This is a genomic window from Megasphaera sp. DISK 18 (assembly GCF_001682955.1).
GTDB classification, from domain to species: Bacteria; Bacillota; Negativicutes; order Veillonellales; family Megasphaeraceae; genus Megasphaera; species Megasphaera massiliensis.
The window spans coordinates 55,250-71,081 of the sequence record NZ_LUGJ01000005.1 but is presented as its reverse complement, the minus strand read 5'-3'; the positions used below and the strand labels follow the sequence as shown (position 1 = coordinate 71,081).

Genomic DNA, 15,832 nt, shown 5'->3' with positions numbered 1-15,832 from the left:
GTCATGGCTGTCAGTGAAGCCGTACGCAAGAAAGTACAGAACCTGCCCGGTCAGCCCGGGGTCTACCTGTGGAAGGACGAGAAGGGGAAGATCATCTACGTCGGCAAGGCCGTCAACCTCCGCAACCGCGTGACCAGCTACATCCGTCACGACGTCAACCGCTCGCCTAAGGTCGCGGCCATGATCAGCCATGCTGCCGACCTGGAGACCATCGTCGTCGCCACCGAGATGGAAGCCCTGATCTTAGAAAACAACCTCATCAAGAAGCATCATCCCCGCTACAACATCATGCTCCGCGACGACAAGACCTACCCCTATATCAAGGTCACCGTCCAAGAGGACTATCCGCGGATCTTCATGACCCGCCGCGTCAGTCGTGACGGCGCCCGCTACTTCGGCCCCTTTGCCGATTCGACGGCGGTCCACCGGGTCCTGAAGCTGATGCAGTGGGCCTACCGCATCCGCTCGTGCCGGGTCATGCCCAATGATCGGCCCTGCCTGCAGTACCACTTGCACCACTGCGATGCACCCTGCGTCCACTACATTACCAAGGCCGACTACAACGAGAGGGTCGACCAGGCCGTGGCCGTCCTCGAAGGTAGGGACAAGGGCATGGTCCGGACCTTGCAGGATAAGATGGCTGAAGCGGCGGAAGCCATGGAGTTTGAAAAAGCGGCCATGTACCGCGACCAATTGAAGGCCGTCGCCGTCATTCAGGAACAGCAGAACATCGTCAACACCGACGGCGGCGACATGGACGTCATCGGCCTGGCCCGTCAGGCCGGTCAGACCTGCGTCCAGATCTACACCGTCCGCATGGGGAAACTCATGGGAAGGGAAACCTTCTCGTTGGACAACAGCAGTGACGAAGAAGAAGGGGCCCTGATGAACGCCGTCCTCGACCAGTATTACAGCGACGGTACCTTCGTTCCGACGGAAGTCGTCGTCCCGGCCATGGAAGACGGCGAAAGCTGTGAACGCCGCCTGAGCGAACAGAAGGGCAAGAAGGTCAGCGTCATCGTCCCTCAGCGGGGAACGAAGAAACAGCTCTTGACCATGGCCTGTGAAAACGCCGCCGCCCTCTTGGAACAGAAGCGCCTCCAGTGGCAGCACGACGTGGACAAGACGACGGGAGCCGTCGAAGGCTTGGCGCGGATCCTCAATCTGCCCTGTCTTCCTGAACGGATGGAATGCTTCGATATTTCCCATACCCAGGGGATCGAGACCGTTGCCTCCATGGTCGTCTTCGAGCACGGCCAGCCGGCCAAGAAAGAATACCGCCGCTTTAAATTGAAGACCGTTCAGGGCAAACCGGACGACTTCAAATCCATGGCTGAAATCATGGGCCGCCGTTACGGCGAAAAAGACTGGCCCGTGCCGGACCTCATCATCATCGACGGCGGCAAAGGTCAGCTCCACGCCGCCCTTCCCATCATCCGCGATGCTGGCTGTGAAGCGCCGGTCATCAGCTTGGCCAAGCGCATCGAAGAAGTCTTCGTCGAAGGCAGCAGCGAGTCCATCATCCTCAGCCATCACACGCCGGAACTGCAGCTCCTCCAGTCCATCCGCGACGAAGCCCACCGCTTTGCCATTACCTATCACCGGAATCTGCGCGGCAAGCGCAGCCTGGTATCGGTATTGGACCACGTCGAAGGCATCGGCCCCAAGCGCCGCAAGGCCTTGTGGACGGCCTTTAAGACCCTGGCCGACATGAAGGCGGCATCTGTCGAAGAATTGGCTGCCGTACCGGGCATGAACCGTCGTGCCGCTGAAAATATCTATGACTTTTTCCGTTTAGGGAGCGATGAAAAGCGGAAAATCGTCCAATAAATATGGTATAATAAAGAAATAGAAAAAATAAAGAGGAGGGATTCCTTATGATAAACAAGAAATTGCTCACCCTTTTGTGCGGAGCCTGGCTCATGGGGGCTGTTGCCATGGCAGCCTCGCCGGCCGTCATTGAAGACGCACCGAAGGCTGTCTATACCCATGATGATGGCAGTGTCCTGACCATCCAGTATCCGTCGGTCACCGTCGAAGGCAATGCTGCTGCGGCAGCTGTCATCGCCAATTATTTTGCCGATGAACAGGCTCAGGCTCAGGAATTTTTTGCCCAGCAGGGGACGAAGGGCGTCAAGCTGACCGAAGAAAAGCATTATACGGTTACCTTGAACAATGGGAAATACCTGTCGTTCCTCGATGAAGGCTACCTCTATTTCGACCGGGCTGCTCATCCGACGAGCTGGAAGACGGGCGTCGTCTTCGACATGGAAACGGGCCGGCGCATTACGGACTGGCGCGAACTGGTCAAACCGGGCGATGAAAAGGCCTTCACCCTGCAAAAGATCACCAATAAGCTGACATTGAGCGACCACGTCTTGTCGACCTATTTCAACGGCCTGACGGAAGATCCCAAGAATTTTTACCTCGATAAAAAAGGCAATATCCACTTCATTTTCGGCCAATATGAAGTAGCTCCATACTCGTCGGGCATCATCGATATTAATATGGGAAAACAGGCAAAATAGCCTTGCAATTTTTAAGACAATATGATATTATAATTGTGTAAAAATAATTAATAAGTATTATTTATTAATACGTCAATCAGGAGGGAAAGATTATGGATAAGTACGAATGCACAATCTGCGGCTACATTTATGATGAAGCTGAAGGCGACGCTGACAACGGTATCGCTGCTGGCACGAAGTTTGCTGATCTTCCGGAAGATTGGGTATGTCCGACCTGCGGTGCTGACAAAGGTTCCTTCACGAAAATGGACTAATGCAGCCATGAAAGCTGTCGCTTCGGCGGCAGCTTTTTTTTATTGACAATCTCCTGAATGCACGATAAAATTAATACGTTAGACATAACCATTCTTCATGCTCCACATGATTTTGCAGGAGGTGCTTCTGTGAATTTAAAATATGTCAAAGGCAGCTACATGGATGAAATCATGGTTGACGGCCGCCCCGTTTTGTTTACCCTCGACGGACTTCCTGAAGGCCGGGAAGAACAGGCACAGCAGTATGCTGAGGAAATCTGGAACTGGGTCTTGGAACACCAATCTCAGGTCGTTTCCCATGCACCGCTCATCGCCGGTTTCAAGAATAAAAAATGGCGCTCCGAGGGTGAGCCGGAAGTGTCTGCTGATGATATCATCGGCTGTCTGCAGCGCATTACCTCTATTTATGCCACCTATCAAGAAGGCTTTGACGTTTTCTTTGACACCAACGCGGTATTTGAAGAAAGATCGCTGGTCATCAGCATCGGCAAGAACTTCTTCTTTGAAGGTTTTAAACTCTTATAGTTTTGACTTCTGTTGTAGAATCGTCTGTAATGTGGTAAAATAAAGCATAATCTTTGATAGCGAGGTGAAGATCATGGCAAAGCACATCATTACGATTAATACGGAATCGATCCAGAAGACGGCACAGCACGCTGGCTGCAGCGAATGTCAGACGTCCTGCCAGTCCGCCTGCAAGACTTCTTGCACCGTTGGCAATCAGATCTGCACAAAATAAGTTATTCAAGGAAAAGGGGCGTCGCTCACGCGGCACCCCGTTCTTTTTTATATGGAGGAAAGATTATTCATGGCTGAAATTAAACCAATGATTCATAAATACTGTCAAAACGGTACCTACATGCTCCTCGACGTCAACAGCGGCATCATCAACGTCATCGACAAGATGACCTATGATGTCCTCGACGTCTACGACGGCACGAACAAAGACGCCGTCTACGAAGCCTTTGCCGGTACGTACGATAAACAGGACCTGACGGACATCCTCGGCGAGCTCGATGAACTGATCAAGAAGGAACTCCTCTTCGCGCCCATGACGGAAAACTTCAAAGTCGTCGCCGAAGAAGAACCGGTCATCAAATCCCTGTGCCTCAACATCGCTCACGACTGCAACCTGCGCTGTCAGTACTGCTTTGCCTCCCAAGGCGACTACGACACGCACAAGCGGGAATTGATGAGCTTCGACGTAGCCAAGAATGCCGTCGACCTCTTGATCCGCAGCACCGAAGGCAAGCGCCAGCACTGCGAAATCGACTTCTTCGGCGGCGAACCGCTCATGAACTTCGGCGTCGTCAAACAGACCATCGAATACATCCGGGAGCAGGAAAAGATCCACGATAAGGTCTTCAAACTGTCCCTTACGACGAACGGCATGCTCCTCGACCCGGCTAAGGTCAAGTACCTGACGGACAACCACATCAGCCTCATCCTGAGCCTCGACGGCCGTCCCGAAGTCCACGACCGGATGCGTCCCGACGCCGGCGGCCGCAGCTCCTATAAGACCTGTGCCGACAACCAGGTCTATGCCGCCAAGCACCGCAACGGGGAAGAGTACTACGTCCGCGGCACGTACACGACGTACAACCTGGACTTTACGAAAGACGTCGAACACATGGCCGACCTCGGCTTTGAAGGCCTGTCCATGGAACCCGTCGTCGGCGACGACCTGTCCTATGCCATTACCGAAAAGGATTTGCCCCGCATCTTCGACGAATACGACAACTTAGCCGAATTCTACTTGAAACGCCTCGACGAAGGCCGTCCCTTCATCTATTATCACTTCATCATGGATCTCTACCGCGGCCCCTGTATCGCCAAACGCCTCCGCGGCTGCGGTGCCGGCCACGAATACATGTGCGTCGTCCCCAACGGTGACATCTATCCCTGCCACCAGTTCGTCGGCCAGGACGAATACGTCATCGGCAACGTCTATGACGGCGTGACCAATACGACCCTGCCGCCCTTGTTCCGTGATATGCACGTCCTCAACAAGCCCATCTGCTGTGACTGCTGGGCCAAATTCTTCTGCAGCGGCGGCTGCCATGCCAACAACATCAAGTACGGCGGCGACATCAAGACGCCGTATGACCTGAGCTGCCGGATCCAGAAGAAACGCATCGAATGCGCTATGTATATCCAGGCGACGCTGGCCCTGCGCGGTCAGAAGGCCCGCCTCTTCGGCGACCCTGAAGAAGGGGAAGACTGCAACGGGTGCAACGCCTGTGGCTAAGTTGACGAAGATGATGAAACTCAAGCTGTTTCTGTGGCTCGTCGTCTACGCCTTTTTGATCTATGCCCTCATCGTCGACGGTCCGTCAACAGGTCTCTTAGGCCTGCTGGCGGCGGCCGTCGTCGTCTGCGGCATGCAGCTTTGGCTGCGCAGTGATTTGCGGGCCCGCTGGATGAAGGACAAAGGCCATAAAAAATAGTCAAAAAAGCGACTAAATAGGTTGACTTTGTGGCGTTTATGGAGTACATTAAGAACAGTACAGTAAGTGTATCTAAATGGTATACTTTATCAATATAGGAAATCATTACGTTTTTGCATCGCCGTGCAAGATTGACGTAAAACGTAGAACTTAACGTAGGAGTGATAATGATGAGTGAATTATTAAGAGTAGAAGGCTTGCATATCGCCGTCGAAGGCAAAGAAATCCTCAAGGGCCTCGATTTGACGATCAATACGGGCGAAACGCATGTCATCATGGGTTCCAACGGCGCCGGGAAATCGACGCTGTTTAATGCCATCATGGGCAATCCGAAGTACGTCGTCACGGCCGGGAAGATCTTCTTCGAAGGTCAGGACATTACGGAAGCTCCGGTCAACGAACGCGCCAAAGCCGGCATCTTCATGGCTTTTCAGCAGCCTATCGCCGTCCAGGGCATTTCCGTTGAAAACTTCGTCCGCAACGCCAAGAGCACCATTTCCGGCCAGCAGCGCATCATGCCTTTCCGCAAGAAGCTTCACGCCCAAATGGATCAGCTGAAGATGGACAAGTCTTACGCCGAACGCTATGTCAATGACGGCTTCTCCGGCGGGGAACGGAAAAAGACGGAAATCCTTCAGATGTGCATGCTCGAACCGAAGCTGACCATGCTCGATGAAATCGACTCGGGCCTCGACGTCGATGCTGTCCGTATCGTATCGGAAACGGTCGCTCAGTACCACAATGAAAACAATTCGATTATGGTCATTACTCACCACAGCGAAATCCTGCAGCAGCTCAAACCGGATTTCGTTCACATCCTGATCGACGGCAAGATCGTCAAGACCGGCGACGCATCCCTCATCCAGGCGATTGAAGCCAACGGTTACGACGCATACAAAGGCTAGTGGGAGGTACAGCTATGGCTGATAACAACGAAAAATTTGCCTCACAGCAGGCGAAGATGGCTGACGAACGCAAGACCATCGACACCTTTGCTGACTTTGGCAATATGTATAACTTTAAAAAAGATTTTACCTATTCCTATAAGACCGATGCCGGTCTGACGGAAGACATCGTTCGGGAAATCTCGGAAAAGAAGCACGAACCGCAGTGGATGCTCGATTTCCGCCTCAAGTCCCTGGACCTGTTCAACCGTATGGAATATCCGAACTGGGGTCCTGACATCAGCGAACTCGACATGGACAACATCGTCACCTACGTCCGCCCCAATTCCCAGATGAAAGGCAATTGGGACGACGTACCGGACGACATCAAGGATACCTTTGACCGCCTGGGCATCCCCGAAGCGGAAAAGACGTCTCTGGCCGGTGTCGGCGCTCAGTACGACTCGGAAGTCGTCTATCACAGCATCCAGGACGAACTCGTCCAGCAGGGCGTCGTCTACACTGACTTCGATACGGCCCTTGATCAGTACGAAGACATCGTCAAGGCTCACTTCATGAAGCTCGTCCCGCCGACTGACCACAAGTTTGCCGCCCTTCACGGCGCCGTTTGGTCCGGTGGCTCCTTCGTCTACGTACCGGCCGGTGTCGACGTATCGATTCCGCTCCAGAGTTATTTCCGCCTCAATGCACCGGGGGCAGGCCAGTTCGAACACACCATGATCATCGTCGAAAAGGGGGCCAAGGTCCACTTCATCGAAGGCTGTTCGGCTCCGAAATACAACGTAGCCAACCTCCATGCCGGCTGCGTCGAACTGTTCATCGGCGACGATGCAGAGCTGACCTATTCGACCATTGAAAACTGGTCCAAGAATATGTACAACCTCAATACGAAGCGGGCCATCGTCGGCAAAAACGGCCGCATCAACTGGGTCACGGGCTCCTTCGGTTCCCATACGTCGTGCCTCTATCCCATGAGTATCCTCAATGGCGAAGGCGCGCACTGCGAATTTACAGGCGTCACCTTTGCCGGGGCCGGCCAGTTCCTCGATACGGGCTCGAAAGTCGTCCACAACGCGCCCAATACGACGAGCAACATCAATTCCAAGTCCCTCAGCAAGAGCGGCGGCGTCAGCATTTACCGCGGCAGCGTCGTCATCAACCCGCCGGCCGACGGGGCCAAGGCCAACGTCAGCTGCGAATCGCTGATGCTCGACGAAGAATCCCAGTCCGATACGATTCCGGCTATCATCGTCAAGAACGACAATATCGACCTCGGTCATGAAGCTTCCATCGGCCGTATTTCCGATGAAGCCATCTTCTACCTCATGAGCCGCGGCCTCAGTGAAGATGACGCCCGGGCCATGCTCGTCCGCGGCTTCGTCGAACCCGTATCCAAGGCCTTGCCCCTTGAATATGCCGTAGAAATGAATAACCTGATCAACCTCGAACTCAAGGGTTCGTTGAAATAGGGAGGAGGAATATTATGGCAGCTAATACAGATAAAATCCAGTATAACCAACTCCCGCGCCCGACTTTTCGCTGGATGAAAGTCAACTACCTTGAATTGGATCGCCTGGCTGAAAAAGCCGGCTCCGCTTATCGCCCGGAAGAACGCCACGACGGCGACGTTTCTGTCGACTTCTATGACGGCAACGGCATTCCCGACCTCGGCGATTTTCAGGGTTCCAATGCGGAAGCACTCGAAAATGCACTGAACAAGGCCAACTCCGGCGTTGCCGTTACCATCGGCGAACACCAGAAGGGCACGGTTCATTTGAAATACAGCGTCAGCGCCGATCTGCCTCAGCTTTCGGCACAGCTCAAAATCGAAGCGGCACCGTACAGCGATGTGACGGTCTTCCTCGAATTTGACGGCGACGCCGACGACGGCATGGTCAACTTCCTGACCTACGTCAAGACCGACGAACATGCCCGCGTCAAGATCAGCAAGGTCCAGCTCAACGGTCGCAGCGTGCGCCATGTCGAACACCGCTATGCCGACGCCGGCCAGGAAAGCACTGTCGACTACGTCAGCGCCGAATTAGGCGGCAAGACGGCCATCGTCTACTATAAGACCGACCTCATGACCGACGAAAGCAATTTCAACAGCCAGGCCATGTACCTCGGCGATGACGACCAGATCGTCGACTTCTCCTATTGGGTCCCGACCAAAGGGGTCAAGACCAATACGGACATCTTGACGACAGGGGCTCTCCTCGATACGTCGAAGAAATACTTCCGCGGCACCATCGATTTCCTGCGGGGCAGCAAGAAGGCCGTCGGCTCTGAATCGGATATCTGCATCCTTCTCAGCCCTCAGGTCCATTCCATCTCCGTACCGCTCCTGCTCTGCAAGGAAGACGACGTCGTCGGCAACCATGCCGCCAGTGCCGGCCAGATCGACCAGGACAAGCTGTTCTACCTCATGAGCCGCGGATTCAATGAAATCGGCGCCCAGCTGATTATCGTCGAATCGAATATCCGCCCGGTCATCGACGCCCTCGGTGACAAAGATTTAGAAAATAAAGCGCTCCAAGCTGTACGTGAAAAAATGCAGTTCTGCCGTAAGAAAGGTGATTGCCATGCTAAATGTACGCAAAGATTTCCCAATCTTGACTAAGGTCCATAACGGACATCCCATCGTTTACTTTGATAACGCCGCTACGACGCAGAAACCGCGTCAGGTCATCGACGCCATCGTAGATCTCCTCGAACATCACAATGGCAATCCTCACCGCGGCGCTCACATCCTCAGCATCGAAGCCGGCGAACTGTACGATGAAGCTCGTGAATCGGTCCGCCGCTTCATCAACGCTCCGTCGACGGAAGAAATCGTCTTCGTCCGCAATACGACGGAAGCCTTGAACCTCATCGCCCGCAGCTACGCTGAACCGAAGCTGAAAAAGGGCGACAAGATCGTCATTCCCATTTCCGAACACCATTCCAACCTGGTCACCTGGCAGCGGGTCTGCGAAAAGACCGGTGCCGTCCTGGAATTCATGTACCTCGATAAAGAAGGTCACTTCACGGATGAAGACTTGGCTAAGATTGACGACAAGACCAAGATCGTTTCCTTCGCCGCCGTCAGCAACGTCTTCGGCATGAAGCGTCCCGTCAAGGACATCGTCGCCAAGGCTCATTCCGTCGGTGCCGTTGCCATCGTCGACGGCGCTCAGTCCGTACCGCACATGAAGACTGACGTTCAGGATCTCGACTGCGACTTCTTCGTATTCTCCGGTCACAAGATGTGCGGCTCGGCCAGCACGGGCGTCCTCTACGGGAAAAAGGCCATCCTCGAAGGGATGGAACCCTTCCTCCTCGGCGGCGACATGATCGAATACGTCAAGGAACAGTCGACGACCTTCAACGAACTGCCCTTCAAATTCGAAGCCGGCTCGCAGAACGTCGAAGGCGCTGTGGCCCTCCACGCTGCCATCGACTACTTGGAAAACCTCGGCATGGATAAGGTCGAAGCCCACGAAGAAGCCTTGACCAAACGCTGCCTGGAAGGGATGGAAAAGATTCCTCACATCCACATCATCGGCAGCACCGACCCGGCGGAAAAGACCGGTGTCATCACCTTCACCATCGACGGCGTCCATCCTCATGACGCAGCGACCATCCTCGACAGCTTCGGCATCGCCATCCGTTCGGGTCACCACTGCGCCCAGCCTCTCGGCGCTCATTTAGGCGTAGAAGCCTCGAACCGGGCCAGCTTCTATATTTACAATACGGAAGAAGAAGTCGACTACTTCCTGGAAAAACTGCCTCTCGTCCGCAAGCAGATGGGTTTTAAAGACTAAGGAGTGTTCAACGAGTTATGGAAAATATGAACGAATTGTATTCCGACATCATTCTGGAACACAATCAATCGCAAGCCAATAAACGCCTCTTGGACGTTGCCAACATCAGTGAACACGGCCACAATCCGAGCTGCGGCGACGATATTACCCTTCAGGCCGACATTCAGGACGGCGTCGTCAAAGACGCTGCCTATACGGGCCACGGCTGTGCCATCAGCCAGGCATCGGCGGACATCATGATCGACCTCATCAAAGGTAAGAGCGTCGAAGAAGCCCTGCGCCTGGTCGATCTCTTCTTGGACATGATCAAGCGGGAAATCACCGACGATGATGAACTGGAAGAATTGGAAGACGCCATCGCCTTGAAGAACATTTCCAACATGCCGGCCCGCGTCAAATGCGCCGTCTTGGCATGGCATACCTTAAAGGCTGCCTTGGAAAAAGGTCAGAACTAAATCTTCCTAAAAACAAAGTGCCTCTGTAGGGCATGATAAAAGGACAGTTCCTTGATGGAGCTGTCCTTTTTGTATCGCTAAGATGATATCGTTGTGTTACGCCTGAGCTTTATCTTCCGTGTCGGTTGTCCCCTTGAATTGGAGATAGACGAAGACGACGAAGGCGATGGCGAAGGCGATGACGCTGGTCATTTGCGCCGATTTCAGGCCCAGGGTCAGGTCGACGTAGTCGCCGCGGAGAAATTCCAGGAAGAACCGTTCGATGGCGTAGAGCATGACATAGAGACTGAATACCTGGCCCTTCTTGTGGGGGAAGGAGCTGTAGAAGAGGAGGGCGACGAAGACCAGGACGTCAATCTGTCCTTCCCAGACTTCGGCCGGCCATAAGGGCTGGCTGCTGTAGGTCTGATAGGCCAGGGTCGATTCGGGATAGACGATGCCGAAGTTGCCCCCCGTCGGATGGCCGAAGGCGTCGCCGTTCATGAGGTTGGCCATGCGGCCGATGGACTGGCCCAGGATGATGGCCGGTGCCAACAGGTCGCCGAAGGCCCAGGTGTCGATGTGATAGTGCTTGGTGTAGAGGTAGCCGGCAATGGCGCCGAATAAGAGGCCGCCCTGAATGGCCATGCCCCCTTGCCAGACGTAGGGGATTTCCGTCAGGTGATGCTGGTAGTAGGCCCAGTCGAAGAAGAAGACGTCCCACAGGCGGCCGCCGACGATGCCCGCCAGGCCGCAGTACATAGTGAAGTCGAAGATGTGGACGTGCCAGCCGCGGCCGTCGCGCTTCATGATGTAGTACGCCGTAAGACCCGACGAGATGATGCCCAGCATAAATAACAGTCCGTAAGCCCGGACGGGGAAGGAGCCGATGAAAAATAGATACTGATGCAATATAAAACCTCCTTTGGGTGTGGTATAATGAAAAAATATGGACGGGATTTGTTCGCGTTCACCATAGAATTATACAGGATTGAACTTTTTTTTCCAATCCTCACGAGGAGGAAAGAATGATGAAATATAACCGTGTCATAAAAACTTCCTGCCTGACGGGACTGATCACCTTGTCTCTGACGGCTTTTTCCTTTGCGGCCGTCCCCGGCGACGACAGCGCTAAAGCGACGGATCCGGCTTTTAACGTGCCGACCGTGGCCAACCCCATTCCCGATGAAGTCGTAAAGGACCTGGAAATCGTCGAAGACCAGGGCCGCTGGCTCGTATCGGACAAGGCCCTCAGCCGCTACGGCATCAAAGAAGCCGATAAGAGCAAGGGGACCTATTGGTTCCGCCTGCCAAAGGCTGAAAACGGCTCGACGGCCTGGCAGGGTGCTCCCGTTCAGCTGACCCTTCCGGGACGGGCCGTCAGCGGCGGCCGGACCATCAATATCAAAAACGTCCGTCGTCCCCTGGGCATCAGCTACGTCCTGGCCGAAAATCCGACCGAGAAAAACAGCCTCCTGCCACCAAAGCAGCCCGTAAACACGGCTCCCGAACTGCGCCGGGAAGGCGATCGTCAGCCGGCCGCCTCTAAGGAAGGGAAGATGGGCCTGGTCCTTTTTTGGGATCCCCTCATGAAGGAAGACCCTGATCTCCCGGAACTTCGGACTCACCAGCCGATCATGTCGCCGACGGCCTTCCGCCTGACCAAGAGCGGTATCGAGCTGCGCAACCCCGACTTCGACATGTTGGCCGAAACCTACGCCGCTAAGGGCTACGCCATGTGGCCTCTCGTTGACAATAACTTTGATCCCAAGGTGACCCACGAAATCCTGTCCGACAGCCGCCTGCAGGATACGATGGTCCGCCAGCTCATAGGCTATGCCCTCCTCTACGATTTTAAGGGCTACAACATCGACTTTGAAAACATCAATTACAGCGATAAGGATAAATTGACGGCCTTCGTCCGCAAGATTTCCGACGCCGCCCATGCTTACGGACTGAAACTGTCCATGGACGTGACGCCGCCGTCGGACAGCCCCAACTGGTCCATGGTCTACGACCGGGCCGCCCTGGCACCGCATCTGGACTACCTGATGATCATGGCCTACGATCAGGTCGGCCGGACCAGTCCCGTCGCCGGTCCCGTCGCAACCTACCCTTGGGTAGAACGAGCCGTTCAGAATACCTTGAAATTGGCGCCTGCCGATAAGATCGTCCTGGGCATGCCCCTTTACATGCGCCTGTGGTATGAATCGAAAGACGGCCGCGACCTGCCGCAGAACATTTCCGACTGGCCGGCTGTCGTCGGGACACCGCCGGTAAAAACGGCCAAGGCTGATCTCGGCAAGGATGAAGACCGGGTGTCTTCGAGTGAACCCATGAAGGTCGAAATTGAAACGGCAGCGGAAGAAGCGGCCCGTCAGGCTGCCGAAAACAAAGCGGGAGTCGTCGTTCCCATCGACTTTGACGGCAATACGTATAAACGGGCTGCCGTACAGCCTGCGAAAAAAGCTGTCAAACCGGCGGCATCGGCACCTCAGACAACTGCCGGCGGCAAGGCCAAGCTCTTCGTCCGGACCCTGACCATGGCCGACAGCGAAGCCGTTCTCAAGGCCTATAAGAACTACGTCGTCTGGAAGCCCGACCTGGGCCTCTATTACTTGGAACTGCCCTTAAAAACGGGGACTGTTAAAATTTGGATAGAAGATGAAAAATCCTTAAAAGCTAAGGCTGAACTCATCCAAACTTATGGATTGAAGGGCGCAGCTTTTTGGCGAAAAGGATTTGAACCGGCCCATTTTTGGCAGGGATTTGCAAAACATGAATTGACTTGACGCCATGAGGCCACTATAATAATATTCAAGACGCTGTAAGACAGGCTGTCTTTATTTTGACTGGGGCAGGATAGGAGGCTCTTATATTGGAAAAGTATATTCCACAGGAAATCGAAAAGAAATGGCAGCACGTATGGGAAGAACACCACTGTGACTGCTGCAGCGAAGACAACGGCAAACCGCCGTATTACGTATTGGAAATGTTCCCGTATCCGTCGGGGAATCTTCATATGGGCCACGTCCGCAACTACACCATCGGTGACGTCATCGCCCGCTACCGCCGCATGAACGGCTACAACGTTCTCCATCCTATGGGTTACGATGCCTTCGGCATGCCTGCTGAAAACGCAGCCATTAAACACAATATTCCGCCGGCAGAATGGACGTACAGCAACATTGAAAACATGACCCGTCAGCAAAAGGCCTTGGGCCTGTCCTACGACTGGGACCGCGAAGTAGCGACGTGCCATGAAAAGTATTATAAATGGACCCAGTGGATCTTTGAACTGTTCTACAAACGGGGCCTGGCCTACCGCAAAGAAGCCAAGGTCAACTGGTGCGATACGTGCAACACCGTCCTTGCCAACGAACAGGTCATTGACGGCAAGTGCTGGCGCTGCGACAATCCCGTCGTCAAAAAGGACCTCAAACAGTGGTTCTTCAAGATCACGGACTATGCCGACCGCCTCTTAGACGACCTCAAAGAACTGCCGGGCTGGCCGGAACGGGTCAAGACCATGCAGAAGAACTGGATCGGCCGCAGTGAAGGGGCCGAATTCTCCTTCGACATCCCGGAAATCGGCAAAAAGGTACCCATGTTCTCGACCCGTGTCGATACGATCTTCGGCGTTACCTACATCGTCCTGGCTCCGGAACACGAATACGTTGCCGACCTCATCAAAGGCAAGGAAAATGAAGCCGAACTCCGGGCCTTCATTACCCGCATGAAGAACATGAGCGACATCGACCGCACGGCGACGGACGCCAAGAAGGAAGGCATGTTTACCGGGGCTTATGCCGTAAATCCGGTCAACAACGAAAAGGTCCCCATTTGGATCGCCAACTACGTCTTGGCCGACTACGGTACCGGCGCCGTCATGGGCGTACCGGCTCACGACCAGCGCGACTGGGAATTTGCTAAAGAATTTGGCCTGCCCCTGCGCCTCGTCGTCCAGAATAAAGAACAGAACCTCGATCTTGCGACCATGGAAGGGGCCTACCACGAACCGGGCACCTTGGTCAATTCCGGTGAATTCAACGGCCTGACCGACGAAGAAGGCCGCAAAGCCATCACCAAATGGCTGGCTGACAAAGGCCTTGGCAAAAAGACCGTAAACTATAAGCTCCGGGACTGGCTCATTTCCCGTCAGCGCTATTGGGGCGCTCCCATTCCCATCATCTACTGCCCGACCTGCGGCGAACAGCTCGTCCCCGAAGACCAGCTGCCGGTTAAGCTGCCGGAAGACGTCGAATTCACGGCCGGTGCCGTATCGCCCTTGGCGACGAGCAGCAGCTTTGTCAACTGCACCTGCCCGAAATGCGGCGGCCCGGCGAAACGGGAAACGGATACGATGGATACCTTCATCTGCTCGTCGTGGTACTTCCTGCGTTATACCGACGCCCGCAACGATGAACAGGCCTGGGATCCGAAGAAGGGCAATCACTGGATGAACGTCGACCAGTACATCGGCGGCATCGAACACGCCATCCTTCACCTCATGTACTCCCGCTTCTTCATGAAGGTCTTCCATGACGCCGGCCTCATCGAAGCGAAAGAACCCTTTGAACGCCTCCTGACCCAGGGGATGGTTCTCCTCGACGGCAGCAAGATGAGTAAATCTAAGGGCAACATCGTATCGCCGGAAGATATCATCGCCAAATACGGTGCCGATACGGCCCGCTTATTCATCCTTTTTGCCGCTCCGCCCGAACGTGATCTGGCTTGGTCCGATCAGGGCGTCGAAGGCTCGTACCGCTTCTTGAACCGCGTATGGCGCATCGTTCACCAGTTCCGGGACATGGAAAAAGTCGGTGACTCCCATAAGGCCTATACTGAAGGGGAAAAAGAACTGCGCTTTGAAGAATTCAAGGCCATTTCCAAGGTCACCGAAGACGTCCTCGGTAAAGACGGCGAATACGGCCTCAATACAGCCGTCAGCTCGATCATGGAATTCGTCAACGCCATGCACGCCTATGCCGGTGCCAACACGACGATCCATGACGACGTAGCTCTTGAAGCCAATAAGAACCTGCTCAAGATGCTGGCGCCCTTTACGCCGCATATTACGGAAGAACTGTGGCAGATCTGCGGCTTTGAAGGCAGCGTCCACCAGGAATCCTGGCCGGAAGTCGACAAGACGGCCCTCGTCGTCGATGAAATCGAACTGCCGATCCAGGTCAACGGCAAAGTCCGCGACCGCCTGACCGTCGCCGTCGATGCCGATAAGGAAGCCCTCGAAGCACAGGTCTTGGCCCTGCCGCATATTAAAGAATTCATCGGCGATAAAAAAGTCGTCAAATTTATCGTCGTACCGAAGAAAATCATCAATATCGTCGTTAAATAAAGAAATGTGAATATACTTAACAAAGGAGGGGACTGTCTGTCAGGCAGTCTCCTTTTCTTTAGATTGTACTTATTGTAACGTAATCTATACCTGAAAGGAGATTGA

General features: G+C 54.2%; 15 protein-coding genes. 14 read left to right on the top strand and 1 reads right to left on the bottom strand.

The window, feature by feature from the left end; genetic code table 11:
• Positions 1-3: 3 nt before the first annotated feature.
• The 12 genes from uvrC (at position 4) to sufU (ending at position 10,392) form a co-directional block, all read left to right on the top strand.
• A complete protein-coding gene (gene uvrC / locus A0U42_RS01215) occupies positions 4-1,830 on the top strand; it encodes an excinuclease ABC subunit UvrC (protein ID WP_065359549.1) in 1,827 nt (608 codons plus the stop codon).
• Positions 1,831-1,877: 47 nt separating this feature from the next.
• Entirely contained in the window at positions 1,878-2,528 is a 651-nt protein-coding gene (locus A0U42_RS01210; RefSeq protein ID WP_065359548.1) for an RsiV family protein, read from the top strand.
• A gap of 92 nt (positions 2,529-2,620) precedes the next feature.
• Complete coding sequence (gene rd / locus A0U42_RS01205; RefSeq protein WP_044503013.1) at positions 2,621-2,782, top strand: rubredoxin; 162 nt, start codon at positions 2,621-2,623, stop codon at positions 2,780-2,782.
• A gap of 129 nt (positions 2,783-2,911) precedes the next feature.
• Entirely contained in the window at positions 2,912-3,307 is a 396-nt protein-coding gene (locus A0U42_RS01200) for a hypothetical protein (protein WP_044503012.1), read from the top strand.
• A 73-nt stretch (positions 3,308-3,380) separates the two neighbouring features.
• The gene (scfA, locus tag A0U42_RS01195) at positions 3,381-3,521 is read left to right on the top strand and encodes a six-cysteine ranthipeptide SCIFF (protein ID WP_014017076.1); all 141 of its coding nucleotides are present in this window, start codon (positions 3,381-3,383) and stop codon (positions 3,519-3,521) included.
• Between the two features lie 69 nt (positions 3,522-3,590).
• Positions 3,591-5,030, top strand: a complete 1,440-nt coding sequence (gene scfB / locus A0U42_RS01190; protein WP_065359547.1) for a thioether cross-link-forming SCIFF peptide maturase — start codon at positions 3,591-3,593, stop codon at positions 5,028-5,030.
• Entirely contained in the window at positions 5,023-5,229 is a 207-nt protein-coding gene (locus A0U42_RS01185) for a hypothetical protein (RefSeq protein WP_044503010.1), read from the top strand. The genes scfB and A0U42_RS01185 overlap by 8 nt, the downstream gene beginning before the upstream one ends.
• A 170-nt stretch (positions 5,230-5,399) precedes the next feature.
• Positions 5,400-6,134 carry a Fe-S cluster assembly ATPase SufC gene (gene sufC / locus A0U42_RS01180; protein WP_044503009.1) on the top strand — a complete coding sequence of 245 codons (735 nt, stop codon included), beginning with the start codon at positions 5,400-5,402 and terminating at the stop codon, positions 6,132-6,134.
• 56 nt (positions 6,135-6,190) lie between these two features.
• On the top strand, positions 6,191-7,603 hold the full coding sequence (gene sufB, locus A0U42_RS01175) for a Fe-S cluster assembly protein SufB (protein ID WP_141669483.1): 1,413 nt from the start codon (positions 6,191-6,193) through the stop codon (positions 7,601-7,603).
• A gap of 14 nt (positions 7,604-7,617) precedes the next feature.
• The gene (locus tag A0U42_RS01170; RefSeq protein WP_065359545.1) at positions 7,618-8,754 is read left to right on the top strand and encodes a SufD family Fe-S cluster assembly protein; all 1,137 of its coding nucleotides are present in this window, start codon (positions 7,618-7,620) and stop codon (positions 8,752-8,754) included.
• Positions 8,717-9,937, top strand: a complete 1,221-nt coding sequence (locus A0U42_RS01165) for an aminotransferase class V-fold PLP-dependent enzyme (RefSeq protein WP_065359544.1) — start codon at positions 8,717-8,719, stop codon at positions 9,935-9,937. The genes A0U42_RS01170 and A0U42_RS01165 overlap by 38 nt, the downstream gene beginning before the upstream one ends.
• Positions 9,938-9,954: 17 nt before the next feature.
• A complete protein-coding gene (gene sufU, locus A0U42_RS01160; protein ID WP_044503005.1) occupies positions 9,955-10,392 on the top strand; it encodes a Fe-S cluster assembly sulfur transfer protein SufU in 438 nt (145 codons plus the stop codon).
• 96 nt (positions 10,393-10,488) lie between these two features.
• On the opposite strand, the gene lgt is transcribed toward sufU, so the two are convergent.
• On the bottom strand, positions 10,489-11,283 hold the full coding sequence (lgt, locus tag A0U42_RS01155; protein WP_044503456.1) for a prolipoprotein diacylglyceryl transferase: 795 nt from the start codon (positions 11,281-11,283) through the stop codon (positions 10,489-10,491).
• 116 nt (positions 11,284-11,399) lie between these two features.
• Between lgt and A0U42_RS01150 the strand changes: the two genes are divergently transcribed.
• The gene (locus A0U42_RS01150) at positions 11,400-13,163 is read left to right on the top strand and encodes a glycosyl hydrolase family 18 protein (RefSeq protein ID WP_255304072.1); all 1,764 of its coding nucleotides are present in this window, start codon (positions 11,400-11,402) and stop codon (positions 13,161-13,163) included.
• Between the two features lie 83 nt (positions 13,164-13,246).
• Positions 13,247-15,727, top strand: coding sequence for a leucine--tRNA ligase (gene leuS / locus A0U42_RS01145; protein WP_176698829.1), 2,481 nt, complete (start codon positions 13,247-13,249; stop codon positions 15,725-15,727).
• Positions 15,728-15,832 lie beyond the last annotated feature (105 nt).

What these genes read in the sequence shown, in the direction of transcription:
- sufC (WP_044503009.1), top strand. Translation starts at nt 5,400, where the DNA reads ATGAGTGAATTATTAAGAGTAGAAGGCTTGCATATCGCCGTCGAAGGC.
- uvrC (WP_065359549.1), top strand. Translation starts at nt 4, where the DNA reads ATGGCTGTCAGTGAAGCCGTACGCAAGAAAGTACAGAACCTGCCCGGT.
- A0U42_RS01210 (WP_065359548.1), top strand. Translation starts at nt 1,878, where the DNA reads ATGATAAACAAGAAATTGCTCACCCTTTTGTGCGGAGCCTGGCTCATG.
- A0U42_RS01150 (WP_255304072.1), top strand. Translation starts at nt 11,400, where the DNA reads ATGATGAAATATAACCGTGTCATAAAAACTTCCTGCCTGACGGGACTG.
- A0U42_RS01165 (WP_065359544.1), top strand. Translation starts at nt 8,717, where the DNA reads ATGCTAAATGTACGCAAAGATTTCCCAATCTTGACTAAGGTCCATAAC.
- scfA (WP_014017076.1), top strand. Translation starts at nt 3,381, where the DNA reads ATGGCAAAGCACATCATTACGATTAATACGGAATCGATCCAGAAGACG.
- scfB (WP_065359547.1), top strand. Translation starts at nt 3,591, where the DNA reads ATGGCTGAAATTAAACCAATGATTCATAAATACTGTCAAAACGGTACC.
- A0U42_RS01170 (WP_065359545.1), top strand. Translation starts at nt 7,618, where the DNA reads ATGGCAGCTAATACAGATAAAATCCAGTATAACCAACTCCCGCGCCCG.
- sufU (WP_044503005.1), top strand. Translation starts at nt 9,955, where the DNA reads ATGGAAAATATGAACGAATTGTATTCCGACATCATTCTGGAACACAAT.
- sufB (WP_141669483.1), top strand. Translation starts at nt 6,191, where the DNA reads ATGGCTGACGAACGCAAGACCATCGACACCTTTGCTGACTTTGGCAAT.
- rd (WP_044503013.1), top strand. Translation starts at nt 2,621, where the DNA reads ATGGATAAGTACGAATGCACAATCTGCGGCTACATTTATGATGAAGCT.